Source organism: Polynucleobacter duraquae (genome assembly GCF_000973625.1).
Taxonomy (GTDB): domain Bacteria; phylum Pseudomonadota; class Gammaproteobacteria; order Burkholderiales; family Burkholderiaceae; genus Polynucleobacter; species Polynucleobacter duraquae.
On sequence record NZ_CP007501.1, the window covers coordinates 265,368 to 290,297 of the forward strand.

31 protein-coding genes and 1 pseudogene are annotated in these 24,930 nt (G+C 44.9%); 15 read left to right on the forward strand and 17 right to left on the reverse strand.

From position 1 onward, the window contains the following. Positions 1–144 precede the first annotated feature (144 nt). The 5 genes from CL55_RS01445 to CL55_RS01465 are packed head-to-tail and all read left to right on the forward strand — an operon-like array spanning position 145 to position 3,471. Positions 145–771 carry a hypothetical protein gene (locus CL55_RS01445; RefSeq protein WP_046329548.1) on the forward strand — a complete coding sequence of 209 codons (627 nt, stop codon included), beginning with the start codon at positions 145–147 and terminating at the stop codon, positions 769–771. Next, positions 737–1,108: a hypothetical protein gene (locus CL55_RS01450; protein WP_205621283.1), complete on the forward strand. Its 372-nt coding sequence runs from the start codon at positions 737–739 to the stop codon at positions 1,106–1,108. Before CL55_RS01445 ends, CL55_RS01450 begins: the two co-directional genes overlap by 35 nt. Next, positions 1,056–1,649 carry a GspH/FimT family pseudopilin gene (locus CL55_RS01455; protein ID WP_046329550.1) on the forward strand — a complete coding sequence of 198 codons (594 nt, stop codon included), beginning with the start codon at positions 1,056–1,058 and terminating at the stop codon, positions 1,647–1,649. The genes CL55_RS01450 and CL55_RS01455 overlap by 53 nt, the downstream gene beginning before the upstream one ends. Positions 1,650–1,696: 47 nt before the next feature. Continuing rightward, positions 1,697–2,812: a bifunctional diaminohydroxyphosphoribosylaminopyrimidine deaminase/5-amino-6-(5-phosphoribosylamino)uracil reductase RibD gene (ribD, locus tag CL55_RS01460; protein ID WP_046329551.1), complete on the forward strand. Its 1,116-nt coding sequence runs from the start codon at positions 1,697–1,699 to the stop codon at positions 2,810–2,812. 41 nt (positions 2,813–2,853) lie between these two features. Next, the gene (locus tag CL55_RS01465; protein WP_046329552.1) at positions 2,854–3,471 is read left to right on the forward strand and encodes a riboflavin synthase; all 618 of its coding nucleotides are present in this window, start codon (positions 2,854–2,856) and stop codon (positions 3,469–3,471) included. A 20-nt stretch (positions 3,472–3,491) separates the two neighbouring features. Here CL55_RS01465 and queC read toward each other — a convergent pair whose 3' ends face one another. From queC to tolQ, 7 genes are all read right to left on the reverse strand, one after another. Further along, positions 3,492–4,232: a 7-cyano-7-deazaguanine synthase QueC gene (queC, locus tag CL55_RS01470; protein ID WP_046329553.1), complete on the reverse strand. Its 741-nt coding sequence runs from the start codon at positions 4,230–4,232 to the stop codon at positions 3,492–3,494. Between the two features lie 26 nt (positions 4,233–4,258). After that, positions 4,259–4,990: a tol-pal system protein YbgF gene (ybgF, locus tag CL55_RS01475; protein WP_046329554.1), complete on the reverse strand. Its 732-nt coding sequence runs from the start codon at positions 4,988–4,990 to the stop codon at positions 4,259–4,261. Next, positions 4,990–5,493, reverse strand: a complete 504-nt coding sequence (gene pal, locus CL55_RS01480) for a peptidoglycan-associated lipoprotein Pal (RefSeq protein WP_046329555.1) — start codon at positions 5,491–5,493, stop codon at positions 4,990–4,992. The genes ybgF and pal overlap by 1 nt, the downstream gene beginning before the upstream one ends. Positions 5,494–5,617: 124 nt before the next feature. After that, a complete protein-coding gene (gene tolB, locus CL55_RS01485) occupies positions 5,618–6,925 on the reverse strand; it encodes a Tol-Pal system beta propeller repeat protein TolB (protein WP_046329556.1) in 1,308 nt (435 codons plus the stop codon). A 3-nt stretch (positions 6,926–6,928) separates the two neighbouring features. Continuing rightward, positions 6,929–7,744, reverse strand: coding sequence for a cell envelope integrity protein TolA (tolA, locus tag CL55_RS01490; protein WP_046329557.1), 816 nt, complete (start codon positions 7,742–7,744; stop codon positions 6,929–6,931). Between the two features lie 19 nt (positions 7,745–7,763). After that, positions 7,764–8,183, reverse strand: a complete 420-nt coding sequence (gene tolR, locus CL55_RS01495) for a protein TolR (protein ID WP_046329558.1) — start codon at positions 8,181–8,183, stop codon at positions 7,764–7,766. A gap of 2 nt (positions 8,184–8,185) precedes the next feature. Then, positions 8,186–8,842, reverse strand: coding sequence for a protein TolQ (gene tolQ / locus CL55_RS01500; RefSeq protein ID WP_046329559.1), 657 nt, complete (start codon positions 8,840–8,842; stop codon positions 8,186–8,188). 77 nt (positions 8,843–8,919) lie between these two features. Between tolQ and glyA the strand changes: the two genes are divergently transcribed. Both glyA and nrdR read left to right on the forward strand, forming a co-directional pair. After that, positions 8,920–10,164, forward strand: coding sequence for a serine hydroxymethyltransferase (gene glyA, locus CL55_RS01505; RefSeq protein ID WP_046329560.1), 1,245 nt, complete (start codon positions 8,920–8,922; stop codon positions 10,162–10,164). An 11-nt stretch (positions 10,165–10,175) separates the two neighbouring features. Beyond that, on the forward strand, positions 10,176–10,622 hold the full coding sequence (nrdR, locus tag CL55_RS01510; protein ID WP_046329561.1) for a transcriptional regulator NrdR: 447 nt from the start codon (positions 10,176–10,178) through the stop codon (positions 10,620–10,622). Positions 10,623–10,625: 3 nt separating this feature from the next. Here nrdR and CL55_RS01515 read toward each other — a convergent pair whose 3' ends face one another. The 7 genes from CL55_RS01515 to CL55_RS01545 form a co-directional block, all read right to left on the reverse strand. Next, positions 10,626–11,594 (reverse strand): GDP-mannose 4,6-dehydratase, encoded by a 969-nt coding sequence (locus CL55_RS01515; RefSeq protein ID WP_046329562.1) that lies wholly within the window; start codon positions 11,592–11,594, stop codon positions 10,626–10,628. A gap of 4 nt (positions 11,595–11,598) precedes the next feature. After that, entirely contained in the window at positions 11,599–12,264 is a 666-nt protein-coding gene (gene adk / locus CL55_RS01520) for an adenylate kinase (protein ID WP_046329563.1), read from the reverse strand. A 103-nt stretch (positions 12,265–12,367) separates the two neighbouring features. After that, complete coding sequence (gene kdsB, locus CL55_RS01525) at positions 12,368–13,117, reverse strand: 3-deoxy-manno-octulosonate cytidylyltransferase (RefSeq protein ID WP_418054932.1); 750 nt, start codon at positions 13,115–13,117, stop codon at positions 12,368–12,370. A gap of 31 nt (positions 13,118–13,148) precedes the next feature. Beyond that, positions 13,149–13,328 (reverse strand): Trm112 family protein, encoded by a 180-nt coding sequence (locus tag CL55_RS01530; protein ID WP_046329565.1) that lies wholly within the window; start codon positions 13,326–13,328, stop codon positions 13,149–13,151. Between the two features lie 19 nt (positions 13,329–13,347). Then, complete coding sequence (gene lpxK / locus CL55_RS01535; protein ID WP_046329566.1) at positions 13,348–14,439, reverse strand: tetraacyldisaccharide 4'-kinase; 1,092 nt, start codon at positions 14,437–14,439, stop codon at positions 13,348–13,350. Between the two features lie 41 nt (positions 14,440–14,480). Then, positions 14,481–14,927, reverse strand: coding sequence for an ExbD/TolR family protein (locus tag CL55_RS01540; RefSeq protein ID WP_082091866.1), 447 nt, complete (start codon positions 14,925–14,927; stop codon positions 14,481–14,483). After that, the gene (locus CL55_RS01545) at positions 14,924–15,550 is read right to left on the reverse strand and encodes a MotA/TolQ/ExbB proton channel family protein (protein WP_046329567.1); all 627 of its coding nucleotides are present in this window, start codon (positions 15,548–15,550) and stop codon (positions 14,924–14,926) included. Before CL55_RS01545 ends, CL55_RS01540 begins: the two co-directional genes overlap by 4 nt. Before the next feature lie 314 nt (positions 15,551–15,864). On the opposite strand from CL55_RS01545, the gene xseA reads away from it, so the two are divergent. After that, positions 15,865–17,079 carry an exodeoxyribonuclease VII large subunit gene (gene xseA / locus CL55_RS01550; protein ID WP_046329568.1) on the forward strand — a complete coding sequence of 405 codons (1,215 nt, stop codon included), beginning with the start codon at positions 15,865–15,867 and terminating at the stop codon, positions 17,077–17,079. A 2-nt stretch (positions 17,080–17,081) separates the two neighbouring features. Here xseA and murB read toward each other — a convergent pair whose 3' ends face one another. Further along, complete coding sequence (gene murB, locus CL55_RS01555; RefSeq protein WP_046329569.1) at positions 17,082–18,122, reverse strand: UDP-N-acetylmuramate dehydrogenase; 1,041 nt, start codon at positions 18,120–18,122, stop codon at positions 17,082–17,084. A gap of 117 nt (positions 18,123–18,239) precedes the next feature. Here murB and CL55_RS01560 point away from each other — a divergent pair, with 117 nt between their 5' ends. The 7 genes and pseudogenes from CL55_RS01560 (at position 18,240) to CL55_RS01590 (ending at position 22,251) form a co-directional block, all read left to right on the forward strand. After that, positions 18,240–18,725 (forward strand): YajQ family cyclic di-GMP-binding protein, encoded by a 486-nt coding sequence (locus CL55_RS01560; protein WP_046329570.1) that lies wholly within the window; start codon positions 18,240–18,242, stop codon positions 18,723–18,725. After that, positions 18,718–19,644, forward strand: a complete 927-nt coding sequence (gene xerD, locus CL55_RS01565) for a site-specific tyrosine recombinase XerD (protein WP_046329571.1) — start codon at positions 18,718–18,720, stop codon at positions 19,642–19,644. The genes CL55_RS01560 and xerD overlap by 8 nt, the downstream gene beginning before the upstream one ends. A 55-nt stretch (positions 19,645–19,699) precedes the next feature. Next, on the forward strand, positions 19,700–20,335 hold the full coding sequence (gene plsY, locus CL55_RS01570; RefSeq protein WP_046329572.1) for a glycerol-3-phosphate 1-O-acyltransferase PlsY: 636 nt from the start codon (positions 19,700–19,702) through the stop codon (positions 20,333–20,335). Then, positions 20,332–20,703, forward strand: coding sequence for an MAPEG family protein (locus CL55_RS01575; RefSeq protein WP_046329573.1), 372 nt, complete (start codon positions 20,332–20,334; stop codon positions 20,701–20,703). Before plsY ends, CL55_RS01575 begins: the two co-directional genes overlap by 4 nt. A 47-nt stretch (positions 20,704–20,750) precedes the next feature. After that, the gene (gene folE / locus CL55_RS01580) at positions 20,751–21,530 is read left to right on the forward strand and encodes a GTP cyclohydrolase I (protein ID WP_046329574.1); all 780 of its coding nucleotides are present in this window, start codon (positions 20,751–20,753) and stop codon (positions 21,528–21,530) included. A gap of 12 nt (positions 21,531–21,542) precedes the next feature. Beyond that, the gene (locus CL55_RS01585) at positions 21,543–21,800 is read left to right on the forward strand and encodes a hypothetical protein (RefSeq protein WP_046331062.1); all 258 of its coding nucleotides are present in this window, start codon (positions 21,543–21,545) and stop codon (positions 21,798–21,800) included. Positions 21,801–21,970: 170 nt separating this feature from the next. Beyond that, positions 21,971–22,251, forward strand: a pseudogene (locus tag CL55_RS01590) (high-potential iron-sulfur protein). 231 nt (positions 22,252–22,482) lie between these two features. On the opposite strand, the gene CL55_RS01595 reads toward CL55_RS01590, so the two are convergent. Both CL55_RS01595 and CL55_RS01600 read right to left on the reverse strand, forming a co-directional pair. Next, positions 22,483–23,745, reverse strand: coding sequence for a class I SAM-dependent methyltransferase (locus tag CL55_RS01595; protein WP_046331063.1), 1,263 nt, complete (start codon positions 23,743–23,745; stop codon positions 22,483–22,485). Next, positions 23,742–24,752 carry a GDP-mannose 4,6-dehydratase gene (locus CL55_RS01600; protein WP_046329575.1) on the reverse strand — a complete coding sequence of 337 codons (1,011 nt, stop codon included), beginning with the start codon at positions 24,750–24,752 and terminating at the stop codon, positions 23,742–23,744. The genes CL55_RS01595 and CL55_RS01600 overlap by 4 nt, the downstream gene beginning before the upstream one ends. Positions 24,753–24,930 lie beyond the last annotated feature (178 nt).

Here is a 24,930-nt window from a genome sequence, read left to right on the forward strand (position 1 = left end):
ATATTTACCAAGGGATGATTTTGCGCTTAGGCCAACTGCAGGAGAAAAAGGCGGAGCTTAGAAAAGAGATGAATAGACATGAGCTGACCATATTAGCCGCCGCACAATTAAAAAACTCAAACCCAAATTCACGAAAGTTAGCAGATGAATCTATTGGAGTGTCTCGTCGGTCTCGCAATCTCCCTAGCCTTAGTCGCACCACTCATCAAAAATAGCGGTGAGTTCATCGCCAAGCAAATTCAGTATGAAAAATCACAGTCTTTGACTGCAGAAGCAGATCGCGCATTGGAATTGATTGGGCGCGCTATTCGGATGGCGGGTTATCAAAATACTCATGCATCCACTACATCTGCAAGAAAAAATACTTCATCGATTGATTACCTTCAGATTCAGAAAAACAATGGATATCGAGGATCTGATTCGCTGATGGTGAAACAGGAGATTTCTCAAGGGGTGGACTTTGATTGCATTGGCAATACGTTGTCAAAAGAACGCACTAAAAATAATTTAGCTCAGCAAGGATTTTTAGTGGATCGACAAGCATCTGCGCCCAAAGGTGTAAAGGTCAACGGTGGCTCATTAATCTGCCAATCACTAGATCGACAAGGCCGAATTCAAAATACGACCTTAATGAATGGCATTCACCATCTTTCCTTTGAATCGCTTCCAGCTAATGCTAGTAAGGCCTTTAGAGTGAGGCTGGAGATGACTGATGGTGTATCCATTCACCAGAAGTTTGAACGAACATTTACCACTCGCAATCTGCTTTGAGTCTATCGTGATCATTGCCTGGGTTCTATCGCTACTGACACTACTCTCTGTGCTGGTAATGCAGTTGGAGCGCTTAGTTGCGCTTGAGGTGATAAGCATCAATACTTATGCAGAATCTCAAAAAGAATTTATTGCGGCAGAAAAAGCACTCAATGAATGTGAACAACATCTTTCTAATATCACCGCCCTAGAAAATCCTGCTTGCCATCTGCAGTCTGCTGGAAAAAATCTTTGGTTGATATCTAGCAAGTCAAAGCCCAGGTTAGAGGCCCTCATATTCCTTGATGACAAAACCCATATTGCCACACGAGTCAATTGGCGCCAGAACTTTGAATAAGCACGATCAAGGTCATAGTTTGCTGGAGTTGATGGCGGTTGTGCTGATCATCTCCATTATTGCGATATCGACATTACCTCTATTGCATGAACAAATGGCCGCTCGAGAAATCGACATCATTGCTAGACGTTTTATTGCGCATGCTCAATTTGCAAGAGCTCAAGCATTACTATTGGGCGCGCCTGTCCGAATTACTCCATTAAATGGGGGTCTTTGGGATGAGGGTTGGGTGGTTAAAAATGTTTGTGATGAGCGCCAGCCACAGTTAAGTTGCACTGAGCGGCACTGGATTTCACAAGGTGATCTTGTGCAGGTGTATTTCAAAGGAGGGGGTAAGCAGTTTACCGATCCTCATACATCCAAGAGAGGCATTTTGTTTAATGCTGCCGGTGCTGCCAAAACAGCCCAAGGGGGATTTGTGGCTAACCGGTTGATATTGGGTCATGACCGAGATTCCGAGCTCGAGCGACAGCTCATACTGGGCAGCGGTGGACGCTGGCGAATTTGTGATCCGCACAAGGACTCCAAAGCTTGCAAGTAGGATGGGTAAATTTGCTGCTTGTGCCCACAATCGGTTTTAATAGACCCATGTACACCGAAGTTGACCGCCAATTTATGAGCCAAGCATTAGCCCAGGCTCAAAATGCCCTTTATCTATCGAATCCCAACCCACGGGTAGGATGCATCATTGTGAAAGACGGGGTAGTGATTGGGCGTGGTCATACCCAAAGAGTGGGTGGGCCCCATGCGGAAGTTCAGGCGCTGGCTGATGTCAAGGTGAATGGTTTTGATGCTGCTGGATCAACGATCTATGTCACCTTAGAGCCCTGTAATCACACTGGTAGAACGCCGCCTTGTGTCGATGCCTTAATTGCAGCTAAGCCAGCCTTAGTGATTGTGGCGATGTCTGATCCTAACCCTTTGGTTGGCGGCAAAGGACTCGAGCGACTAAAGGCTGCTGGCATTGATGTGCGTTGTGGTTTATTGGAATCTGAGGCTCAAGCATTGAACCAGGGATTCATCTCCAGGATGACTCGAGGTTTGCCTTGGGTTCGCATGAAGATTGCTGCCAGCTTAGACGGCAAGACAGCTTTACCAAATGGTCAAAGCCAATGGATTACCAGTTCTTTAGCTAGGGCAGACGGTCATCATTGGCGTGCACAAGCTTGTGCCATATTGACTGGTGTAGGTACAGTTAAAGAGGATGACCCAAGTCTCAACGTCAGAGATGTGGAGACCCAGCGCCAGCCTTGGAGAATCATTGTGGACTCCAAGCTCGAGACACCGCTGAACGCAAAGGTATTGAGTAACTCCAAGGGATCAGGAGTCATCTTAGTTTGCGCTTCCTTGGATTCTCAAGAGAGCCAAGATAAGGCAAAAGCATTCAAGGCTCTCGGTGTTGAAGTAATTGCCATGGCTAACGCTAATGGCAAGGTAGATTTACCAAAACTCTTTTTATATTTAGCAAAAGAGCGCCACATGAATGAAATCCATGTCGAGGCTGGATTTAAATTAAATGGATCCTTACTGAGAGAAGATTGTGTTGACGAGTTATTACTCTATTACGCACCCTTATTTATGGGTGAGGGCATTGGAATGGCCAATATCTCCCCATTAACAAATTTAGACCAACGTCAAGATTGGCAAATCATCGATCAAACTTTGTTTGGCTCTGATCTTTGTTTGCGTCTAAAGAAGAAATAGCATTTCAAGAAAATTACAAAAACCCTATTTAAGATCTCACTATGTTTACTGGAATTATTACTGCGGTTGGTCAAATCAAAAGCGCTCAAGCCAAAGGCGATGGCCTGCACTTGGTGGTTGAAGTGCCTTCTGGATATCTTGATGATGTAGCTTTGGGTGACAGCATTGCGATTCAGGGTGCCTGCATGACAGCTACCGAATTGACTGAAACTACCTTTGCCTTAGACATCTCGCGCGAGTCTTTGAATAAGACGATTGGCCTAGATAAAGTAGGACCGGTAAACCTAGAAAAAGCCCTACGACTCAATGATCGATTAGGCGGTCATTTGGTGAGCGGTCATGTGGATGGGGTTGGCAAGGTTACGCACTTTGCAACGGTTGTTGATGATGCTTATGGTTCTTGGCTGCTGCAAATTGAAGCGCCCAAGGCTTTAGCGCCATTCTTGGCTTACAAGGGATCGATTGTTGTGAATGGTGTTTCCTTAACGGTTAACAAAACACAAGACAGTAACGATGCCTGCATAGTGGATATTAATATCATTCCTCATACGCTTGAGAACACTACTTTGGGTAAGCTAAAGCAGGGTGATACGGTGAATCTAGAGGTAGATTTAATTGCGCGTTATGTGGCACGCATGATGGAAACACAAGCTAAGTAAGCTAGGTAGCTTGCAGAGCTTTACTTCTTTTGATATCGAGTGGGATCGCTTAAATTAGCTTGCTTAAACCCTATCTGTCGTAGGCGGCAAGATTCGCACTCTCCACAAGCTTCACCCAAATCATTTGCTTGGTAGCAAGAAACGGTTTGCGAGTAGTCGACGCCTAAAGTGGTGCCTAGTTGAATGATTTCTGCTTTGCTCATGCTAATGATCGGTGCATGAACCCGAAAGCGATTCTCATTATTGATGGCTTCCACACCAGCTTTAGTGGCTAGGTTTGCCATAGTCTCAAACGAAGCAACATATTCTGGGCGACAGTCTGGGTAGCCTGAGTAATCAACGGCATTGGCACCATAAAAAATATCCAATCCGCCCAATGACTCTGCCCAGCCTAAAGCAAGTGATAGCAAAATCGTATTCCGAGCAGGAACATAAGTAACGGGGATTTCTAGCTCTTTGCCTGGGGTAATCGGAATGTCGATGGATGAGTCAGTCAAGGCTGAGCCACCAAAGCGCGTAAGATCTAAATTCACCACCTCATGACGCACTACACCCATTTTCTTGGCAATGTGTTTTGCTGCGGCTAATTCAGATGAGTGGCGTTGGCCGTAACCAACTGACAAAACGTAGGGCGCGTAACCAAGGTCTTTTGCGAGAGCCAGAATTGTGCTGGAATCTAAGCCACCTGAAAACAAGATAACAGCTTGCGCATTAGGTTTGCGTGGAGCAATATTCTGAAACGCAGCAGACAACTTAGACATAGTGCGAATATATTTTTATTGACTACTTACTTTGTAGCAGCGAGAAGTTTTTGCGCATCTTTAGCTGCTTCAGTATCAGGATGCTTGCTGATAATCTCAGTAAAAGTTTTCTTGGCAGCTGCCTTATTACCACTTTCTAGTTGCGCATTACCGAGTGTCAGCATGGCTGATGGAATGCGGGGATGTGTTGGGTAGCGCTTAATAAGACTTTGTAGCTGGGCAATTGCACCGGTATAGTCCTTATTTACGTATTTACTATTACCACTCCAAAAGAGTGCCAACGGAACGTATGGGCTCTTAGGGTAGCGATTCGCAAAGGCTGAGAAGCCCTCATCTGCCCTCTTGAGACTGCCTGCCTGGAATGCTTTTAAAGCATCATCGTAGACTTTTTTCTCGCCAGGTTGAACGGTGCCACTAATGCCTTCAATAGTTTCTGTACGGGGCTCAAAATTACCTAGGCGTGTATCCAGATCTTGATAGTAAGTCTTCTGGCTTGTGTTGATATCGTCGCCTTGCTTTTCAAGGCTTTCAATTTTGCCTCGCAGCTCCGCATTGTCAGTTTTGAGTTTTTCAATCTGATTTTGTAAATCCATTTGCGCAGTTGCAAAAGATTTACGTAAATCTAAGATAGCTTTGCGTGCGTCATCATCGGCAAAGAGGGCCCATGCATTACTAGAAGCGCTTAAGCATAGAGCGGCAGCACTTAAACAAAACGCTCGTGAGAGCGTTTGTTTAAAAGAGTATGAGAGTTGAGTCATTAGTTTGTAATGTAAACAATGTCCGCGCGGCGATTTTCTGCCCAAGCTGCTTCGTTATCACCTTCAGCTTTTGGTTTTTCTTTACCAAAGCTCACTGCTTCCATTTGATTCTCAGAAACGCCCATCAAATTGAGTGACTTACGCACAGCATCTGAACGACGTTGACCTAATGCCAAGTTGTACTCTGCAGTACCACGTTCATCAGTATTACCTTGAATGATGATCTTCTGCTGAGGATTAGCTTTCAAGAAGCTGGCATGAGTAGAAAGTTGTTTTTGGTATTTAGTTTGAACGGTGTACTCATTCAAATCAAAGTACACGCTACGCTGAAAGAGGGGGCTGCTTGGATCATTCCATGGCTGTGAGCCAAAGTTACCGCTACCACCACCGCTATTGGCGCCATCAACATCATCCAATTTGACGCTGGAGCAAGCCGCCAAAAATAAAGCTGTTACACCAACGAGAGTGAGGGTTGCTGCACGACGTGCGATAGAGATGTTCATGATCTGTCCTTTTCCTACAAACTGAGTAACTAAATAAGCTAATAGCCAATATTATGCCCCTAAGAGTTCAATATTGGCTATTTCGCCAGAAAGATCTGGCTGCCGAACTATGGCCTAGTAAGGCTTAGTCCATAAATGGTCCCCAAGATGGCTGACGTACGTCAGATCCAGGGATGCTTAATATCTGCTTAGAGTTTCCATCAACTGAGACTGCAGCCAAAACCCGCTTACCATTCACCTTTGTGGAATACAGAACATAACGACCGTTCGCCGCAAAAGAAGGGGTCTCATCGCTAGTTCCATCAGTGAGCGCTTGCGTATCGCCTGTTGCCAGATTAAGAATATACAGGCGGAAGGCCCCACCAATATTGGCGATGTAAGCAAGAAACTTGCCATCTGGTGAAATGCGTGGAGAAGTTACAAAACCCTGTTTGAAGGTAATACGTTTAGCGCCTTCAACCTGTTCGCCTTCAGCGCTCATGCGATAAATCTGGGGATTGCCACCACGATCACTCGTGAAGTAGATGTAACGACCATCAGCTGAATATTGGGGTTCGGTGTCAATGGTGGAGCCGCGAGTAAGGCGGAGTAAGCCTGTTCCGTCAGCATTAATGCTGTAGATCTGGGTATTGCCATCTTTTGAAAGGGAGATCGCTAGCTTTTTGCCATCTGGTGACCAAGCTGGAGCACTGTTGTTGCCCTTTTGATTGGAGAGAGGGATACGGCGACCCGTTGCGAGTTCGTGAACGTAAATCACCGGCTTACGATCCTCAAAGGAGACGTAAGCCACTTTCTTACCATCTGGTGACCATGATGGAGAAATGATTGGTTCACCACTATTCATGGCATTGCGAATATTTTGACCATCCGCATCGGAGATGACTAAACGATAGCGTTTACCTTCTTTAATGACATAGGAGAGGCGTGTCGAGAAGATGCCACGCTCACCCAATAATTTGAAGATGATGTCATCAGCAATCTTGTGAGCTGCTGCGCGTAAATTGTCTGCGCTGGAATTGATATTCAAGCCACCAAGACTTTCGGATTTGCGAATATCAAAAAGCTTATAGCGGATCTCAAACTGACCCGTGCCAGTCTGTACCACAGAGCCCACAGCTAAAGCATCTGCACCGCGAGCTGCCCAAGATTTGTAGCTCGGTGTGCCTTCGTCACTTTCGCTAGCGTTGCCATTCTCGGTGTTTTTAAAATAACCGCTACGTGCTAAGTCTTGGCGAATGATTTCAGTCAAACTGGTTGGCAGCTTACTCTCGTCCTTAAAGCGCATCACGGCAATGGGATAAAGAGACTGCCCTACGCCGGTAATTTGAATACTCATTTGCGCTTGAGCTGAAGAGCTCATGCCAGTCATGGACAACATCACTACGAATACTGATGCTGTCAATGAAAAATATTTTTTAGCTACTTGCAACATGCTTTAGTCCTTGGGTTTAAAGGTCAGCTTAACTTCTCTTTGAGGAATTTTGCCATTGTCATCTTTCGGCAGACTTTCTGCGCGAGTGAGTGCGAGGAGAACGGCACGATCCCATCCTGCATTCCCGCTGGAGCTTACGAGATCTGTACTTAATATTGCACCATCTGGTGCCAGATTCACTTTAACAACTGCCGCAGGGTTGCCGCTAATCGATTCTGGATTAAATACGATGAGTGGTTTGACTTTCTTGACTACTTTATCTGTCCAGCCGGGAGGTGTATTGCCGCCACCGCCAACACCACTACCGCTAGTTCCGCCACTACCACCTTCAGCGCCAGCCGCTGCGCGTAAGCGTGCCAGCTGATCTGCGCGCACTTTTTCAGCGGCAGCATTGGCTTTGGTTTCTGCAGGTGTAGCAGCTTTCGGTGCTTCAGCCTTTTTAGGCTGCTCCTTTTCCTTTTCTTTCTCCTTGGGTGGAGTTGGCTTAGTTGGAGTAACAGGCTTAGGTGTTTCTTTCACCACTTCTTTTTTAGGAGGCTCTTTTTCTACCTTCTTTTTCTTAATGGCGATGTCCGCAGCCTCTTCCTTCATCTCAGTTTTGATTTCAGGAACGATAGGCGTTTCGACTTGTTGGTTTGCATCCCAAAGCTCAACTTCTACTCCTGAAGGAGTTGAGTTATTCCAACTAATACCAACGACTAAGAAAGCAAGTAAGCCTAAGTGCGCAGCCAGTGAAAAACTAAAAGCACGTGTAGTGCTTTCGTTTTTAGTGGAACGTCCTCGAGTAAAGTTCGAGTGAAAAGTTTGCGCGCTATTCATGTATGCAATACAAAGAGGCTTATTGGCTCTTTACGGCAAGGCCAACACGCTTCACACCATTCTCTTTAAGCTTGGACATCACTTCCATCACGACTTCATATTTAATGGATTTGTCTGCAGCAAGAACAACAGGCTGTTCAGCAGATTTTTCTGCTTGCGCTCTTGCAAATGCACCAAGTTCAAATTTATTTAAAGTTTGAACTGGATCACCATCTTTGCGTACGATGACATTCTCATTGGCATCAATCGTCAAAAAGACAGGGGGCAAGGTTTGCACTTTTGCACCGCCAACTGTTGGCAAATCTACAACACCAGGGTTCACCATGGGTGCGGTCACCATAAAGATGACCAGCAATACCAACATCACATCAATGTAGGGAACCACATTGATGTCGGCCATTGCCCGACGCTTAGAAGATTTTCTGAGTGAGCCAGCCATGCTTATCTGCCTGAAGCTTGACGTTGCAAAATGTTGGTGAACTCTTCAATGAAGGTTTCAAAACGAATCGCTAGGCGATCCACATCGGTTGCAGTGCGGTTATAGGCAACTACCGCAGGGATGGCAGCAAAGAGACCGATGGCAGTAGCTACAAGGGCTTCAGCAATACCAGGAGCGACCGCTGCCAGGGTGGCGTTTTGTACGTTAGCCAGACCGCGGAAGGCGTGCATGATCCCCCAAACGGTGCCAAAGAGACCGATATAAGGTGAGACTGAGCCTACGGAGGCTAAAAAGGGAAGATTGGCTTCTAGCATGTCCATTTCGCGCTGGTAGGTGGCTTTCATAGCGCGGCGGGCAGCATCGATTTCACGAACCTTCATGAACTCCTGCATGCCTGCTTCGAAGATGTGCTCCAGAACTGCATCGCTGCGAGTATTACGCTGAGCAGCCCCTAAAAGGGTATTCAGATCGCCACCCGACCAAAAGTCCCGCTCAAAGCGCTCGGTATCGCGTCTTACCCCTCTCAGAATGGCGGTTTTCTTAAAAATGATGGTCCAAGAGGCTATAGACATACTCAGTAATAACAACATTACTAACTGGACTAATAGGCTCGCATTCAGGACGAGAGAGAGAAATGAGAGGTCTTGAGTAGGTGTCATGGTGGATTTTTGTATGATGTAGGTTGATTTTACTTAGTTAATTCACTCAGCAATACAACTTCATCAGGATTATGACCATGTTTGACCGCCAAAATACCTTAGCCAAAACCGATCCGGAATTGTGGGCATCGATTCAGAATGAGAATAAGCGTCAGGAAGACCACATTGAGCTGATTGCTTCTGAGAACTATGCCTCACCAGCAGTGATGCAGGCGCAGGGTTCTCAGCTCACTAATAAGTATGCTGAAGGCTACCCAGGTAAGCGTTATTACGGCGGTTGTGAGTTTGTAGACGTGGCTGAGCAGTTGGCGATTGATCGAGTGAAGGCTTTATACGGTGCTGAAGCGGCTAACGTTCAGCCCCATTGTGGCGCTTCTGCTAATCAAGCAGTATTTTTAGCTTTCTTGAAACCTGGCGATACCTTTATGGGAATGAGTTTGGCTGAAGGCGGTCACTTAACTCATGGTATGGCTTTGAATATGAGTGGCAAGTGGTTTAACCCGATTTCTTATGGTCTCGATAAAAACGAAGCGATCGATTACGAACAAATGGAGCGTTTAGCTCGTGAGCACAAACCGAAACTCATTATTGCTGGTGCATCTGCTTACTCTCTTGTAATCGATTGGGAGCGCATAGGTAAGTTGGCTAAAGAAGTCGGCGCCATTTTTATGGTGGACATGGCACATTACTCTGGTTTGATTGCTGCTGGTGTGTATCCAAACCCAGTTCCGCATGCGGACATCGTTACCTCCACAACACACAAGAGTTTGCGCGGTCCTCGCGGCGGCATCATCTTGATGAAAGCGGAGCACGAGAAGGCAATTAACTCTGCAGTATTTCCAGGTCTACAGGGTGGTCCATTGATGCATGTGATCGCAGCTAAGGCAACAGCGTTTAAAGAAGCGCAAGAGCCTAGCTTTATTGAGTATCAAAAACAAGTGATTGCAAATGCAAAAGCATTGGCTGAGACTTTGATTTCACGTGGTCTGCGGATTGTTTCTGGTGGTACAGATTCTCATGTGATGTTGGTGGACTTACGTGCCAAGAAGATGACTGGTAAAGAAGCTGAGCGTGTATTGGGCGAAGCGCACATTACTTGCAATAAGAACGGCATTCCGAATGATCCAGAAAAACCAATGGTGACTAGTGGTATTCGTTTAGGTTCACCCGCAATGACAACACGTGGTTTCAAAGAAGCTGAAGCGCGTCAAGTGGGTAATTTCATTGCCGATGTTTTGGATAATCCCAATGATGCCGACAATATCGCCAAGGTTCGTGCGCAAGTTGCTGCGTTGACTAAGCGTTTCCCGGTTTACGGTTAAGCGAGCATCCATTGCGCTGCCCTTTCTGCCATAACGACGATACCCAGGTTTTAGATACTCGGGTATCGGACGAAGGCGATACCATTCGCCGTCGCCGCCGATGTGCAAAGTGCGATAAACGATTTACGACTTACGAGCGTGTTGAGCTCGTGTTGCCAGCAATCGTCAAGAAGAACGGCAGCCGTGTTGAATATAGTCACGAGAAGTTGGTGAGCTCAGTAAAGCTGGCATTGCGTAAGCGCCCAGTCTCCTCCGACTCAGTTGATGAATCTATAGCCCGAATTGAAGAGAAGTTACTCAGCCTGGGTGAAAAAGAGATCCCAAGCGAGCGCGTTGGTGAGTTGGTGATGCGTGAACTGAAGCGTCTGGACAAGGTAGCCTACATTCGTTTTGCTTCTGTCTACCGAAGCTTTGCTGACATTGAATCTTTTGAGAGCGCGCTAAAAGAGCTGAAGTGACGCTTAGTTCAGATATTTCTTAGCTTGTGCTTCGCACATCATCTCAATAACGCCATCGATATCAGTAGGATGTTTCCAGTTCAGCATTTTGATTGCTTTGGATGGGTCGCCAATACTGCAGAGAATTTCATTAGGCCTAAAAAAGCTCGACTCAATTTCTACATGAGCTTGCCAATCTAAATCAAAATACTCAAAAGCCTTTGCGGCAAAATACTTCAGAGATTCCATGCGGCCGGTAGCGATCACAAAGTCATCGGACTTATCTTGCTGCATCATTAACCACATGGCATCTACATACTCAGGAGCCCACCCCCAATCTCTAGAAATATCTAGATTTCCAAGTTGAAGCACCTCGAGTTGCCCGGCTTTAATTTTTGCAGCACCGGCAATAATTTTTTGAGTTACAAAACGCTCTGGTCGCAGTGGTGACTCATGATTAAATAGGATTCCAGTGCATGCATAAATTCCATATGACTCTCGATAGCTATTAATTAACCACTTGGCAGTAGATTTGGCTACGGCATAAGGGCTGCGCGGTGCAAAAGGCGTGTTTTCATTGGCGGGGAGGTTGCCTGTATCGCCAAAACACTCGCTTGAACCTGCGTTATAAAAACGCACCGGCTTGTTGAGGAGTCGAATGACTTCAAGAATATTCAGAGTTCCAATGGCGATACTCTCGATTGCCTCTACTGGCTGATCAAAGGAGAGTCCTACTGAAGTTTGCCCAGCTAAGTTATAGATCTCATCGGGATCGTATACCTGAATCGCATTAAAAACACTTCGGAAATCATTTATGGATACCGAGATGAGGTTAACTTGATCGCGGATACCTAGTGTGTTGAGGTTGTTGAATAAAGAGGCCATCACATCACGTGATGACCCCGTAACCTCATAACCTTTTGATAGTAGATGTTTTGCTAGGTAGGCACCATCTTGACCAGTAATGCCAATGATTAAAGCTTTTTTAGACACAAATTTATTTCAATATGCCAAAAATAGAAGCGGTGATGTCATCGACGCTACCGGTACCACTGACTTTGCGATAGGCCGGAGCCTTTACTTTGTCAGCCGCATTGCTTTGTGTTGCCCAAGTGGAGTAGTAATCCACTAGCGGACGAGTCTGATCGTTGTATATCTGCAAGCGTTTTCGGACGGTTTCTTCTTTATCGTCATCACGCTGAATCAAGGCTTCACCAGTCACATCGTCTTTACCTTCCACTTTTGGTGGGTTGAAAGTAATATGATAAGTACGGCCGGAAGCAGGGTGAACTCGACGACCACTCATGCGATCGATGATGGCTTCAAACGGTACATCAATTTCTAGAACGTAATCGATTGGCACGCCAGCATCTTTCATGGCTTGCGCTTGGGGAATGGTTCTTGGAAAGCCATCGAACAAATAACCTTTGCTGCAATCAGGCTGAGTTAAACGATCTTTGACTAAGCCGATGATGATGTCATCAGAAACGAGACCGCCAGCATCCATAATTTTTTTAGCGGCAATGCCAAGTTCAGTTCCAGCTTTCACGGCTGCGCGCAGCATGTCGCCTGTTGAAATTTGTGGAACAGCAAATTTTTCGCAAATAAACTGGGCTTGTGTTCCTTTGCCAGCACCTGGTGCACCGAGCAGAATTAAGCGCATTGTTTTCCCCTTAGAAGCCCTCATTGTCCCGTATTTTTTCGGAATCTTTTGTTACTAATTCCTAGGATTATCCCCGAGAACCCCCTAATTAAGAGATTCTGGGCTAGCTGGCCAAGATGCGGCGTACCCGCTCGAGATCTTCAACTGTATCAACCCCTGCTGGTGGGGCTTTACTGGCTGTATGGACGGCAATACGATAGCCATTCCAGAGGGCGCGAAGCTGTTCTAGAGCCTCTGTTTGCTCTGGTGGCGCAGGATCAAGGCGGGTATAAGCCTCTAAAAAGTCGGCACGGTAGGCATAGATACCCAAATGACGTAAATGGGTGATGGTTTGCTTCGAGTCAGGATCCCGCACAAACGGAATAGTGGCTCTAGAGAAGTAGAGCGCCTCATTGGCGCGGTTAAGAACTACTTTAACTACATTAGGGTTGGTAATTTCTGCGGCATCGACAATGGGCACTGCCACAGTTGAAATCGCACACGTGACATTGTCGGCCAAAGTTTGAGCAACTTGATTGATCAGCTCTGGAGGAATCAGTGGTTCATCGCCCTGAACATTGACCACTAAAGTATCTGCTGGAAGTTTTAACAGTTGCGCCACTTCTGCAATACGGTCTGTGCCTGTCGGATGATCGGCACTAGTTAACAAACACTCAATACGATATTGATCACACACGGCCTGAATTTCTGGTGAATCAGTCGCAACCACCACACTTTGGGCATTGGATTGCTGCGCACGTTCTGCCACCCGAATCACCATGGGCTTACCACCAATGTCAGCGAGTGGTTTACGAGGTAGGCGAGTGGATCCCAGTCTTGCAGGAATAACTACTAAAAACTCTGGGGCGTTAATACTCATTCGTATGATAGTGGTTAATCAATGCTTAATTAATTTCATCAGCAGAAAGGCTGCGAGCCTCATCAATTAGCATGACAGGTATGTCATTACGAATCGGGTAGGCCAGGCGATCCGCTTTGCAGATGAGCTCATGTTTTTCTGCATCTAAATGCAAAGTACTTTTGCACAAAGGGCAGACCAAAATCTCTAATAAGCGCTTGTCCATATTTGATCTTTGCTATCTTTTATAAAGTGTATTGATTTGGATCGGGTCTCTGCAGAATAGACTGCAACCATTCTGCTAATGTATTTGGAATCTCTAAACTCATCGGAACCACCCAAATGCGTTCATCCTGTATTGAGGTACATTTTACGGCATCCTTTTCGGTTATGAGGATGCACTCAGCATGGATGGCAGAGAAAAATTCTGGGGTGAAGGTAGCGTGATCAGTAAGACCAATACACTTGCCTGCAACACCATGCTTCAGTAAGTCATCAAAAAAACGCTGTGGATTACCAATTGCGGCAACAGCAGTGATTTTGTTTGGAAGGTACTTATCGGCAATAGTCGCTAGTGACCGGGTGTTATTTGGATTATTCAGTTGATAGGGTGTACCCAGCAGACTGCTCAGCGTAAAAGCGCGTCGCCCCAAATAATATTCATCGATGTGATTGGAGGGCGCTATAGCTCTAGTCGTTAGAGTGGCATCTCGCTCGCGTGATGCAGGCTCACGTAAAGGGCCAGCAGGCAGCAAGAAGGCATTACCTTCGCCGCGTTGATCACGTACTACAAATTCAATATCACGACCCCCTTCGCGAGCAGGCCAGCGCAGCAGGCTTCTATGCTGTAAGCCATCATCGCTAATAATGACGTTCACTGAGGGGTCATGTTTTAGCAAAGACTGAATGCTGAGAGTTCGTTTAGGGTGGACCCAAATCGGAAATTGATTGTCTGTGCGCGTGGCAATTAATACGGGTTCATCGCCGACTTCAGAGGGATTGGAGTCGCTCTTGACTTGGCGAGGTGTGCTTGGTGCCTTAGCACCATAACCCCTGCTAATAATTCCAGGCTTCCAACCCATACTTGCAAGTTGCTCAGCCAAGGCAATGACGATAGGAGTTTTACCGGTGCCGCCTACGCGGATATTACCAACAATAATGATTGGTACTGGCGCTGGTTTGCGTCTACCTAAGTTCAGCTCATTTACCAAATCTAAGGCTTGATTTACCCAACCATAAACCTTAGATAAAGGCCAAAGCATAAGACTTATTGGTCCGCGTCTTTCCCAAAACCGAGGAGCCTTATTAAAGAAAGAAGATTTTTTTGGGGATGACATTAAAAGCGACTTATTGAGTTCAATATTTCGGATGTGATGGATTATTTCTTGGTAGTTTGACTGCTAAATACGATATTGGATAGGTTGGCATCACGCGCCGCCTCTAAAGCACTCATGACTGCCTGGTGAGGCGCTTTAGCATCGGCGTCGATATTGACTTGGACGGCATTGTCTTCATTTAGCGCATGCAGGCTATTGCTCAATTGGCTCCGGTCAGTCACCTTGCCGTTAATGGCAAAGCGCCCATCACGACTGACTGCAATATGAATTTGTTTCACTTCCGATTGGCTGGCTGAGCCATTGGCAGTCGGTAGAGTGATGGCTAGTTCCTGGTAGCGGGTAAACGTAGTGGAGATCATTAAAAAGATCAGCACTACCAACAGCACATCAATAAAGGGAATGAGATTAATCTCGGGCTCTACCGGAGCTGTCCTTACCCCTAGTGAAAATTGACCTCGATGCTGATGCTTATTTTCTAACCAACTCATTTTGTATCCGCAGAGTGTGGATAGAGTTTTTTAAATAATTGACGGGTAAATTCTTCGCACTCATGTTGGCGTTGATTTGCCATTGCACGCAGACCCCGCCATGCAGCTAGAGCGGGAATCGCAATTAACAATCCAAAAGCGGTGTTGTACAGAGCAATGGAGATGCCGTGCGCTAATTGTTGGGGGCTGCCAACGCCCTGACTGCCAAATATTTCAATCATGCCGACAACGGTTCCAAAGAGTCCCAAGAGGGGGGCAATGGTCGCAATAGTGGCCAAGACTCCAAGATAGCGCTCTAGCTTTAACCAAGTGGATTGAGCACTGGCTTGTAATTCTTCTAAAGCGGATTCTGCAGAGCTACCTGAGGCTTTTTCCCGAAGGATGCAGGCAAAGAGGCTGCCAACGGGGGAGAGTTGACCAACAGCACTAATTTCAGATCCTGAGACTGTTTTTTGCTGGAAAATGGCATTTGCCAGTCCAAATACCGTTGCTAAGCTATCTTTAGGAAATAGGTGAATTTGCCGCAAATACCAGGCACGCTCAATGACAATAGCCAGTCCGATAATAGAGATGAGGAGGAGGGGCCAGATTGGCCAGCCTGCAGACAGTAAGATTGAGTACATAAGCACAGTACTTTAGCTGAATTAATAACCCGTTTTCATAAAGCTAGCCTGTGGATAACTCTGTGCAAAACTTTTTAGAAAATGTGCTGTAAGTCCTTGATTAATAGTCAAAGTAGCAAATATTGAGAGAAATCTATTAAAATTGGTCTCAAGATTTATTTATATAAATCAATAGCTTGCATTTGTTTTCTTGGATTTATGAGACGTTTTGGGTCAGTAATTACTTACTTTTGAGTATTAGGCCTAGGGCGTATTGGCTTCTGTGGATATTTATTGGCCCCTAAGCCCAGTAGCTGTCTAGAAAAAGAGAAAAAATGTCGGAAATATCAAGGGAAATTCTGAGTGTTGGCGACCTTAACCGCGCCATTGCTAGCTCTTTGGAGGAGCGCTTCGATACCGTTTGGGTGAGCGGGGAGATATCCAATTTTAAGGCCTATGACAGCGGGCATTGGTACTTTTCCCTAAAAGATGAAGAGGGTCAGATTCGTTGCGTGATGTTCCGAGGGCGTAATGGACAAGTCGGATTTATGCCTCAATCGGGAGATTTGGTAGAGGTTGCAGCCAATTTGGGATTTTATGTTCCGCGTGGGGACATTCAGCTGACGGTGCAAAGCATGCGCCGGGCTGGCATGGGCGGTCTTTATGAAGCCTTTTTAAAGCTCAAAGCCAAACTCGCCAAAGAAGGCTTATTTGATCTTCAGAATAAGCGCCCTATTCCAACTCATCCGAGAGTAATTGGTATTGTTACTTCGCCGCAGGCAGCAGCTCTAAAAGATGTCTTAAGCACGCTTGCTAGAAGAGCGCCGCATATACCGATTGTGATTTACCCGACATTGGTGCAGGGGCCAGATGCGCCCGCTGGAATTATTTCCGCACTAAAGGCTGCCGAAAAAGAAAATGCAGTTGATGTGCTTTTGCTAGTGCGAGGCGGTGGCAGCATTGAAGACCTCTGGGCATTTAATGATGAGCAGTTGGCTTACACAATCGCACAATCGCCCATCCCAATCGTGAGTGGCGTTGGTCATGAAACCGATGTCACGATAGCCGACTTTGTTGCTGACTTGCGTGCACCCACACCTACGGGCGCGGCAGAATTGGCGGCGCCACGACGCGATCAAATGTTGCAAGAGTTAGATGCCATCATGCAAGCTTTGCTGCAAAGAGTGGGTCAGCGAGTCGAGCGTGAAGCACAAACCTTGGATCAATTAGCCCTACGTCTTAATCATGCTTTACCTGATCCTGATCGCATGCGTGAGCAAATTAGCGGTTGGCAAAAACGACTCAACCAAGCATGGCTAGTGAGAGTTGAGAATTGGAAACGTGATCAAGGCTATTTTCAGTCTCAATTAGAAATGCTCAACCCGCAAAGAACTTTAGAGCGTGGTTATGCGGTGATATTAAGCAAGGAAGAGCATGCAATGCATGCAGTTCGTAATCCAAAAGAGCTTAATACAAAAAATGCGTTTGAGGTGCGCTTAGCTGAAGGTCAAGTAGAGGTGGAGTTTGCCAAGCTTGGGTTACTGAAGTAAAGCTAAAGAATATTTGGCTCAATCTCAAGCTGCACCCCGAATTTACCCAATACCTCTTCTTGAATATTTTTTGCTAAACCCATGATATCTTTTGATGTTCCGCCACCATGATTGACCAGGACTAGCGCTTGTTTTTCATAAACACCTACAGGACCAATGCGCTTGCCCTTAAAGCCGCATTGATCAATTAGCCATCCAGCCGCCAGCTTTCGTGTTCCGGTGGCATCTGGGTAAGACACGAGATTCGGGAATTCTTTAATTAATTGCTCATATTGTTGGTTGCCAACAATCGGATTCTGAAAGAAGCTTCCGGCATTACCAATTACTGCAGGGTCTGGCAATTTCTTAGATCGGATGGTGCACACCGCATCAAAAATTTGCTTTGCACTTGGCTTGGAGTTTGACTCGGTAAATTGCTTTGCCAGATCGGCATACTGCAATCGTGCCTGCCAAGATTTGGGAATTTTAAAAATGACCTTTGTCACGATAAAGCGATTGGGATTTTGCTTGAAGTAGCTATCGCGATAGGCAAACTGGCAGGCCTCTTGCGGGAGAGTGACAAAGGCATGGGCCGTAGAATCAAATACCTCGATGCTGTCGATATATTCGCCGATCTCAACACCGTACGCCCCAATGTTTTGAATGGGCGCGGCGCCAACAGTGCCTGGTATCAGTGCGAGGTTCTCAAATCCCGGGAGATTGTGCTCTAGCGTCCAGGAAACCAATTCATGCCAATTGACCCCAGCTCCCACGGAGAGCCATGAGTATGTGTCATCCGATTTAACAAGATCTTGGCCGAGAATATTAATGAGTATGGTTGCTCCAGGCAAAGACTCCGGAAGAATCACATTACTTCCACCGCCCAATACACGCCAGGCAAGTTTTTTATCCCTCAGTTCTTTCATGAGGGCTGGTAACTGATCCGCGGATGTGATCTCGTATGCGAATTCCGCCATGGAATCCAGACCAAAGCTATTCCGGTGCTTGAGTCCCAGATTGGGGGTCAATTTTGCAGGATTGGGCGCATTTTTCGCGGAGTTCATGCCACAATCTTATTCGTGTTCGAGTTTCTGTTCTTAATTTATGGAAAAACTTGAAAAGTAACAATGCAATGATTGAATTTGCAAAATTAATTACCCAGATTATTTAAGGAGTTTGAGATGCCCTCATTTGACGTAGTGTGTGAGCCTGACATGATTGAGTTGAAAAACGCAATTGAGCAATCCAATAAAGAAATTACCAATCGTTTTGACTTTAAAGGCTCTGATAGCCGAGTGGAGCAAAAGGATGAGACTCTCATCTTGTTTGGTGATGATGACTTTAAATTGGGACAAGTTCGCGATGTTCTTTACGGCAAGATGGCTAAACGCAATGTGGATGTGCGCTACCTCAAGGACGACAAAAAAGAGACGATTGGTAGTGATAAGCGCAAGCAAACCATGAAAATCCAAAAAGGGATTACTTCTGAGTTAGCTAAAAAAGTAGTTCGCATTATTAAAGACAGCAAGATCAAAGTGCAGGCCAGTATTCAGGGTGATGCAGTGCGTGTAACGGGTACTAAGCGCGATGATTTACAAGAGACTATGGCTATGCTCAAGAAAGAGGTCAGCGAGGCTCCATTAGGCTTTAATAACTTCCGTGACTAATATAGTTGTGCCAGTCATCCACCAAGTAAGCCAAGAGGCCATTGAGCGCTTCTGTGATGCTTGTTGGTTGGAGGATGGCTTGGCACAAAACAGTTTGTCTGCTTATCGTCGAGACCTATTGCTCTTGGCTCAATGGCTTCAAAAAGATTCAGGTGCTGATCTCTACAGTGTTACTGAAAAAGATCTCACTGCATATATTGCACATCGACGAGCAGATAAAGCGACCACTGCCAATCGTCGGTTGACGGTATTCAAGCGCTTTTATCGCCATGCCCTGCGTATGAACTTGGTTAGACGTGATCCTTGCATTGGTTTGCGTGCTGCAAAGCAAGGATTACGTTTCCCTAAAACATTAAGTGAAGATCAGGTCACTGCCTTGCTTAATGCCCCCGATATGGAAACTTCGCTTGGGTTGCGTGATCGTACTATGTTGGAGTTAATGTATGCCAGCGGCTTACGGGTCTCTGAAATCGTTTCTTTAAAGACGGTTGCCCTAGGATTAAACGAAGGTGTTATTCGGGTCGTGAATGGTAAAGGCGGTAAAGAGCGATTAGTGCCATTTGGTGGTGAGGCAGGTCAGTGGTTACGCCGCTATCTTGCTGATGCCAGAACGCCATTACTTGAAGGCAAGACTTCTGATGCCGTATTTGTTGGACGCCACACGGGGACGGGATTAACCCGTCAGGCTTTCTGGGTGCTAATTAAGCGTTACGCCACAATTGCCAATATCCCTGTTGCCTTATCTCCGCATACACTACGGCATGCATTTGCTACCCACTTACTGAACCACGGAGCAGATTTAAGGGTGGTGCAACTCCTCTTGGGTCATGCTGATATCTCGACCACTCAGATTTATACCCATGTGGCTAGAGAGCGTCTTAAATCGATCCATCAGCAACATCATCCTAGGGGTAGTTGAGAGTGTATTGGTCGCAACTAATTTCAATCAGGTAATAAGTGATTAAGATATCAATATGAATTTAACCCTAGAGCTATTGCTTATTCCGATTGCCTACCTGATTGGCTCAATTTCTTTTGCCGTAGTAGTGAGTAAGAGCATGCGATTGCCTGACCCCCATTCTTATGGCTCCGGTAATCCAGGTGCAACCAATGTTCTTAGAACTGGTAATAAGCTAGCGGCGGTACTCACTTTGATTGGTGATGCCCTAAAGGGCTACCTTGCAGTCATGTTGGCAAGAGTATTGCTCGGCGATGAATCTTTGACTTCAACACTCAGCTCTTGGTTGCTATGTGGCGTTGTGATTGCAGTGTTCTTTGGGCATTTATTTCCTATCTTTCATGGCTTCAAAGGCGGTAAAGGCGTTGCTACTGCCTGCGGAATTTTATTTGGTATTAATTGGATTTTGGGTTTAGCTACTCTCGGAACTTGGATCATCGTAGCGGTGTTCATGCGCTATTCCTCTTTAGCTGCTTTAGCAGCTGCGGTCTTTGGGCCAATCTATTTTGTATTTTTGTTTGGCTTTCAGCCCATGGGCATTGCGCTACTTGCGGTTTGTCTTTTGCTGATTTGGCGTCATCGCAGCAATATTCACAATCTAATGAATGGCAAAGAAAGTCGTATTGGCTCAAAGAAGAAGGGGCAGTCATGACCATTGCCTATTGGTGTGTGTTGTTCATGGGACTCTTTCCCTATGTGGCAACAGGAATTGCTAAAAAAGGATTTGAGGGTTATGACAATGGCATGCCTAGACAATGGCTTGCTAAGCAGACAGGGTTTCGGGCGCGAGCCAATGCTGCACAAGCCAACCTTTTTGAATCTCTCCCATTCTTTTTTGCGGCAGTTGTTATTGCATCTATTGCTAATGCGCCACAAAACAGAGTTGATCTGCTGGCAATCGGATTTGTTGCAGCACGCACTGCTTATTTGATTTGCTATGTGGCGGATTGGCCAACCACTCGATCCATCGTGTGGTTGGCTGGTTTAGCTTGCGTCGTAGCCATCTTCTTTCAGATTTAAAAAGAAGTAAAAGTCATTCACTAAATTTATCGAGATAATAAATAGATATGCCTACTAAAAAAATTCCTGCAAAGACGGTTGCTAAGTCTCCTGCCAAGAAGGTCTCCACCGTTAACTCTGCTAAGAAAGTGGCCGCCCAAAAGAGTGATGTTGGTGCTCCATTATCTGTTGTGATTCGTCGACGAATTGAGGCGCAAAAGGCGCGCTTTCATGCCAATGACAATATTTCTAAATTCATTCAGCCTGGTGAGCTAGAAGGTCTCGTGGATGAAGTGGCAGAAAAAATGCAGGCTGTTCTAGAGAGTTTGGTAATTGATACTGATAGCGATCACAATACTAAAAATACTAGCCAACGCGTGGCTAAGATGTTTGTTAAAGAAGTATTCAATGGGCGATACATAGAGCAACCAACTTTAACCAAGTTCCCGAATGTCAGTCGTTTAAATGAATTGATGATTATTGGCCCCATTACTGTTCGTAGTGCTTGCTCTCATCATCTTTGCCCAATCATGGGCCGTATTTGGATTGGGGTATTGCCAAGTAAAGAATCTGCTTTGATTGGTTTGTCAAAGTATTCACGCTTAACTGAATGGGTTATGTGTCGTCCACAGATTCAAGAAGAGGCAGTAGTGGAGTTGGCGGATATGCTTGAGAAAAAAATTAAGCCAATTGGTGTTGCGATCGTGATGGATGCAGATCACTTCTGTATGCAATGGCGCGGCGTTAAGGATCGTGACTCCAAGATGGTCAATAGTGTGATGCGCGGCGCCTTCCTAAAGGATTCCAATTTGCGTAGAGAGTTTTTATCCCTTCTAGAAAAGCGTTAGAAATTAATGTCTATGGCAATCATTGACAGATTGAAGGATGCTTTTTGCGCTCGTGCTGGGGTGAATGCTTTAGGAGGTCTATGTTTTATCCTGACTTTGTTTGGTTGTGGCTCAATTATTTATCCTGACATCAATAAGGACCCCGCTAAAAATAATATTGCGACTTTCCGTCGTGATGCGATTGATTGTGCGGGCGCCTATCCAGAATCTGGCTCCGGAATTCATATCAAGCAACGAATAGGGTGTATGAATCTGAAGGGCTGGCATTAGCCTTGCCCTAATTTACTGCATGAGAATAGTTCTCAGGTAAATACCTATATAATTCAATAGCTTATAAAGCTTATAGTAGACTAATTTCATCTGTTCTATGATCAACACAGATGCAAACTTTGGTTTTCTTACCTACTGAAGTTCATACGCAAAATAGTCGTCGCCAATTTATGATTTTGTCAGCTGGTGCTTGCACCTTGGTTTTGAGCGTGAAAGTTCAAGCTCAAGTGATGGTCGCTGAAACCGATCCACAAGTTGCTGCATTGGGCTACAAGTCTGATGCCTCAAAAGTAGATAAGGCAAACTTTGCTAAGTATGTCGCTGGTCAAAAGTGTGATAACTGTGCCCTTTACCAAGGCAAAGCTGGTTATGCTGCTGGTGGTTCTCACTGATTGCTGGTAAGCAAGTGGCTGGCGTAGGCTGGTGCTCTGCTTACGCTAAGAAGGCCTGAGCTATATTGCTACCCCAAAATTAGGAAAATTTACTGGGCAAAGGTTGTTGACTTCACGCATTAGTAGATGGTTATATCAGTTTAAACAGTTTTATTTTTTAATATGTAGGGTAAATTTGGATTGGGTCCATTAGGAAGAAGGTAACCAATATTTTCTTTTCCCGCCGATTTGTTATTTATATGTATGCTAGTTTTGATTGCCCAAATCTAAGCCCCATTTTTTTGTTTAATTTATTTGCAACTTGCAATATAATCAACTATCTCTAAGGTAGGTAGCGGGAAGACCAGCTTTGATTTTGCAAATTTGGAATTACCGATAAAAAATTTCTTAAAGTGCCAAGGCAAAACTAGTAAATAGTCTGGTTTCTGGTTAAGCATCTCATCCTCCGAGATAATTGGAAGCCAAGTTCCTGGCGTGAAACATCCAAATTTTTCATCATTTACTTCGCCAACGCAAGTAATGTCATTTGGTGTAATTTGACAAAACTGTAAAAGAACATTGCCTTTTGTGGATGCCCCTAAGGCTGCAACTGTTTTACCTTCTTTTTTTGCGTTGTTTAAAAAATCAATAAGCGCTTGTTTTGCTCCTTTAGTACGCTTCTCAAAGGCAATGAAGGGTGCCAATGAATTGTATCCTTGCTCTTCCTCGCTTTTTAATATTGCTTGAATTGAAGGTAGTATGTTTTGAGATATTTTTGACTTCTGAACTGTCACTGAGAAACTGCCACCATTAATGTCATTAAACTCGACATCAACTATTTGGAAACCAACTTTTTCAGCCATAAACTGAATTTGATTTAAGCAATAGAATTCCAAATGCTCGTGACAAACCGTGTCAAAAGAATTTGTCTCAATCATTGTAGGTAAGTAGCTTTGCTCAAATATCCAAATACCGTCATCCGCGAGAACGCTGTAAATATTTTTCATAAAATCAATTGGATCCTCAAGATCATAAAACATTGAAAATGAGGTGATTACACTAGCTTTTTTATTCGGAAAGGATTTCTCTATTAAATCAGAGGAAAAAAAATCAGAAATAAGTTGAATATGATCCTGATAGTAGGGCTTAAACTTAATGCCTGTTGGATCAATCCCTACTAGATTGAGTCCGTGATTTGGGTAGGCTGCTAAAGTTGTGCCATCGTTACTGCCAATATCAATAACTAGATCACCTTTGCTTAAGTTCACCAATGACAGTATGCGATCAACTTTGGCGTGCAGGTGTGCAACCATGCTCTTATTCAGCCCAGACCGATAGCCGTAGTTCAGCCCATACATTTCACTTAAGTTATAAGAATGGGCTAGCTGAACTAGTCCGCAAACGGAGTCCTCCCCCATACATTTCACAAGTCTTAAGGGGCCAACAGTTGCAACTAATGGATCATTTTTCTTTGGGAAGACGCCGGTTAGCATTTGTTCGCCCAAGTCTAAGATGGGTACCAAATTTGCATTACCGCAAATGCGGCAGTTTGTAGCTACTTTATACTTATTCATATTACCCATTTTGATTGTTCGGGGAGGTCTTTTGGGTTATTAATGTTTATGCTGGACTGCAGTAAAGCCAGGTCGTAATCAACCATTTTATGTACTAGTTGCTTAAAGCTTATTGACGCTGACCAGCCAATGGATTGTAATTTCAGAGTGCTTCCTTCGAGATTGGTCGAATCAGTCGATCTAAAAAATTCCTCTGAACTGATAACGTGGTCTAAATAGTTTAAATTAAGTCGTTCAAATGCAACTTGACAAAACTCTCTTATTGATCTGCTGATGCCGCTAGCAATAACATAGTCACTTGCTACTTTGGTTTGTAACATCATCCACATTGCCTGTATCGCATCCCCAGCAAATAGCCAATCTCTTTTCATCTCTAAATTTCCAAGCACTACTTGACTTTCAAGCCCCAGCTTAATCCGTGCGGCAGCATGAGTAATCTTGCGGGTTACGAAACTTATTCCCCTGCGGGGGCTTTCATGATTGAAAAGAATAGCAGAAGCTGCAAAGATTCCATGATGTTCTCTGTATATGTTAACCATTTGGTGACCATATAGTTTTGCGGCAGCATAAGGGCTCTGAGGATTGAACGGGGTTACTTCTGTTTGCGGGGCTTTTGAAATTTTTCCAAACATTTCTGAGCTAGATGCTTGGCAGAAACGAATTTCAGGGTTTATATCATTTATGGCGGACAATATTTTTGTAACTGCCAAGCCATTTATAAGACCAATAAGCGCAGGATTTAAGTACATTTTTTCGCCTGAGCTTAGGGCGGCAAAGTTATAAATTTCATTTGGGCAATTTTTTTCAATAATTTCACATAATTGTGAATAATTATCAACATCCCAATTTACCAATTTAATTCTCTCAGATATTGCCTTCGGGATAAGTTGCTTAGCAGAAGAAGGTGATCGTGTCGTACCAACAACTCGGTATCCTTTTTCTAGCAATAATTCAGCCATATAAAGGCCGTCTTGCCCGGAAATGCCTGTAATAATTGCCGTATTCATTTGAATTATTAGTATAGGATTGTACTAAGCGATAGAGTAATCAGAATATTTTACTCTGAATAAAATTTTTTGAGAATTTTATAACTAATATCGAATGCTGGGCATTTATATAATTCTCATGTGATATTGAAATGGTAAGCTTTGGAATACACTGGCCATAATCATATTTGCCAATCGA

Excerpts from the sequence above, each read along its gene's own strand:
- tolQ (WP_046329559.1), bottom strand. The coding sequence starts at position 8,842 with ATGACACCTACTCAAGACCTCTCATTTCTCTCTCTCGTCCTGAATGCG.
- CL55_RS01465 (WP_046329552.1), top strand. The coding sequence starts at position 2,854 with ATGTTTACTGGAATTATTACTGCGGTTGGTCAAATCAAAAGCGCTCAA.
- pal (WP_046329555.1), bottom strand. The coding sequence starts at position 5,493 with ATGAACATCTCTATCGCACGTCGTGCAGCAACCCTCACTCTCGTTGGT.
- CL55_RS01600 (WP_046329575.1), bottom strand. The coding sequence starts at position 24,752 with ATGAATACGGCAATTATTACAGGCATTTCCGGGCAAGACGGCCTTTAT.
- adk (WP_046329563.1), bottom strand. The coding sequence starts at position 12,264 with ATGCGCTTAATTCTGCTCGGTGCACCAGGTGCTGGCAAAGGAACACAA.
- tolB (WP_046329556.1), bottom strand. The coding sequence starts at position 6,925 with ATGTTGCAAGTAGCTAAAAAATATTTTTCATTGACAGCATCAGTATTC.
- CL55_RS01445 (WP_046329548.1), top strand. The coding sequence starts at position 145 with ATGAATCTATTGGAGTGTCTCGTCGGTCTCGCAATCTCCCTAGCCTTA.
- CL55_RS01595 (WP_046331063.1), bottom strand. The coding sequence starts at position 23,745 with ATGAATAAGTATAAAGTAGCTACAAACTGCCGCATTTGCGGTAATGCA.
- ybgF (WP_046329554.1), bottom strand. The coding sequence starts at position 4,990 with ATGACTCAACTCTCATACTCTTTTAAACAAACGCTCTCACGAGCGTTT.
- lpxK (WP_046329566.1), bottom strand. The coding sequence starts at position 14,439 with ATGTCATCCCCAAAAAAATCTTCTTTCTTTAATAAGGCTCCTCGGTTT.
- tolR (WP_046329558.1), bottom strand. The coding sequence starts at position 8,183 with ATGGCTGGCTCACTCAGAAAATCTTCTAAGCGTCGGGCAATGGCCGAC.
- tolA (WP_046329557.1), bottom strand. The coding sequence starts at position 7,744 with ATGAATAGCGCGCAAACTTTTCACTCGAACTTTACTCGAGGACGTTCC.
- ribD (WP_046329551.1), top strand. The coding sequence starts at position 1,697 with ATGTACACCGAAGTTGACCGCCAATTTATGAGCCAAGCATTAGCCCAG.
- CL55_RS01585 (WP_046331062.1), top strand. The coding sequence starts at position 21,543 with ATGGCAATCATTGACAGATTGAAGGATGCTTTTTGCGCTCGTGCTGGG.
- CL55_RS01575 (WP_046329573.1), top strand. The coding sequence starts at position 20,332 with ATGACCATTGCCTATTGGTGTGTGTTGTTCATGGGACTCTTTCCCTAT.
- CL55_RS01455 (WP_046329550.1), top strand. The coding sequence starts at position 1,056 with ATGACAAAACCCATATTGCCACACGAGTCAATTGGCGCCAGAACTTTG.
- glyA (WP_046329560.1), top strand. The coding sequence starts at position 8,920 with ATGTTTGACCGCCAAAATACCTTAGCCAAAACCGATCCGGAATTGTGG.
- xseA (WP_046329568.1), top strand. The coding sequence starts at position 15,865 with ATGTCGGAAATATCAAGGGAAATTCTGAGTGTTGGCGACCTTAACCGC.
- CL55_RS01560 (WP_046329570.1), top strand. The coding sequence starts at position 18,240 with ATGCCCTCATTTGACGTAGTGTGTGAGCCTGACATGATTGAGTTGAAA.
- CL55_RS01540 (WP_082091866.1), bottom strand. The coding sequence starts at position 14,927 with ATGAGTTGGTTAGAAAATAAGCATCAGCATCGAGGTCAATTTTCACTA.
- murB (WP_046329569.1), bottom strand. The coding sequence starts at position 18,122 with ATGAACTCCGCGAAAAATGCGCCCAATCCTGCAAAATTGACCCCCAAT.
- plsY (WP_046329572.1), top strand. The coding sequence starts at position 19,700 with ATGAATTTAACCCTAGAGCTATTGCTTATTCCGATTGCCTACCTGATT.
- folE (WP_046329574.1), top strand. The coding sequence starts at position 20,751 with ATGCCTACTAAAAAAATTCCTGCAAAGACGGTTGCTAAGTCTCCTGCC.
- CL55_RS01545 (WP_046329567.1), bottom strand. The coding sequence starts at position 15,550 with ATGTACTCAATCTTACTGTCTGCAGGCTGGCCAATCTGGCCCCTCCTC.
- CL55_RS01530 (WP_046329565.1), bottom strand. The coding sequence starts at position 13,328 with ATGGACAAGCGCTTATTAGAGATTTTGGTCTGCCCTTTGTGCAAAAGT.
- queC (WP_046329553.1), bottom strand. The coding sequence starts at position 4,232 with ATGTCTAAGTTGTCTGCTGCGTTTCAGAATATTGCTCCACGCAAACCT.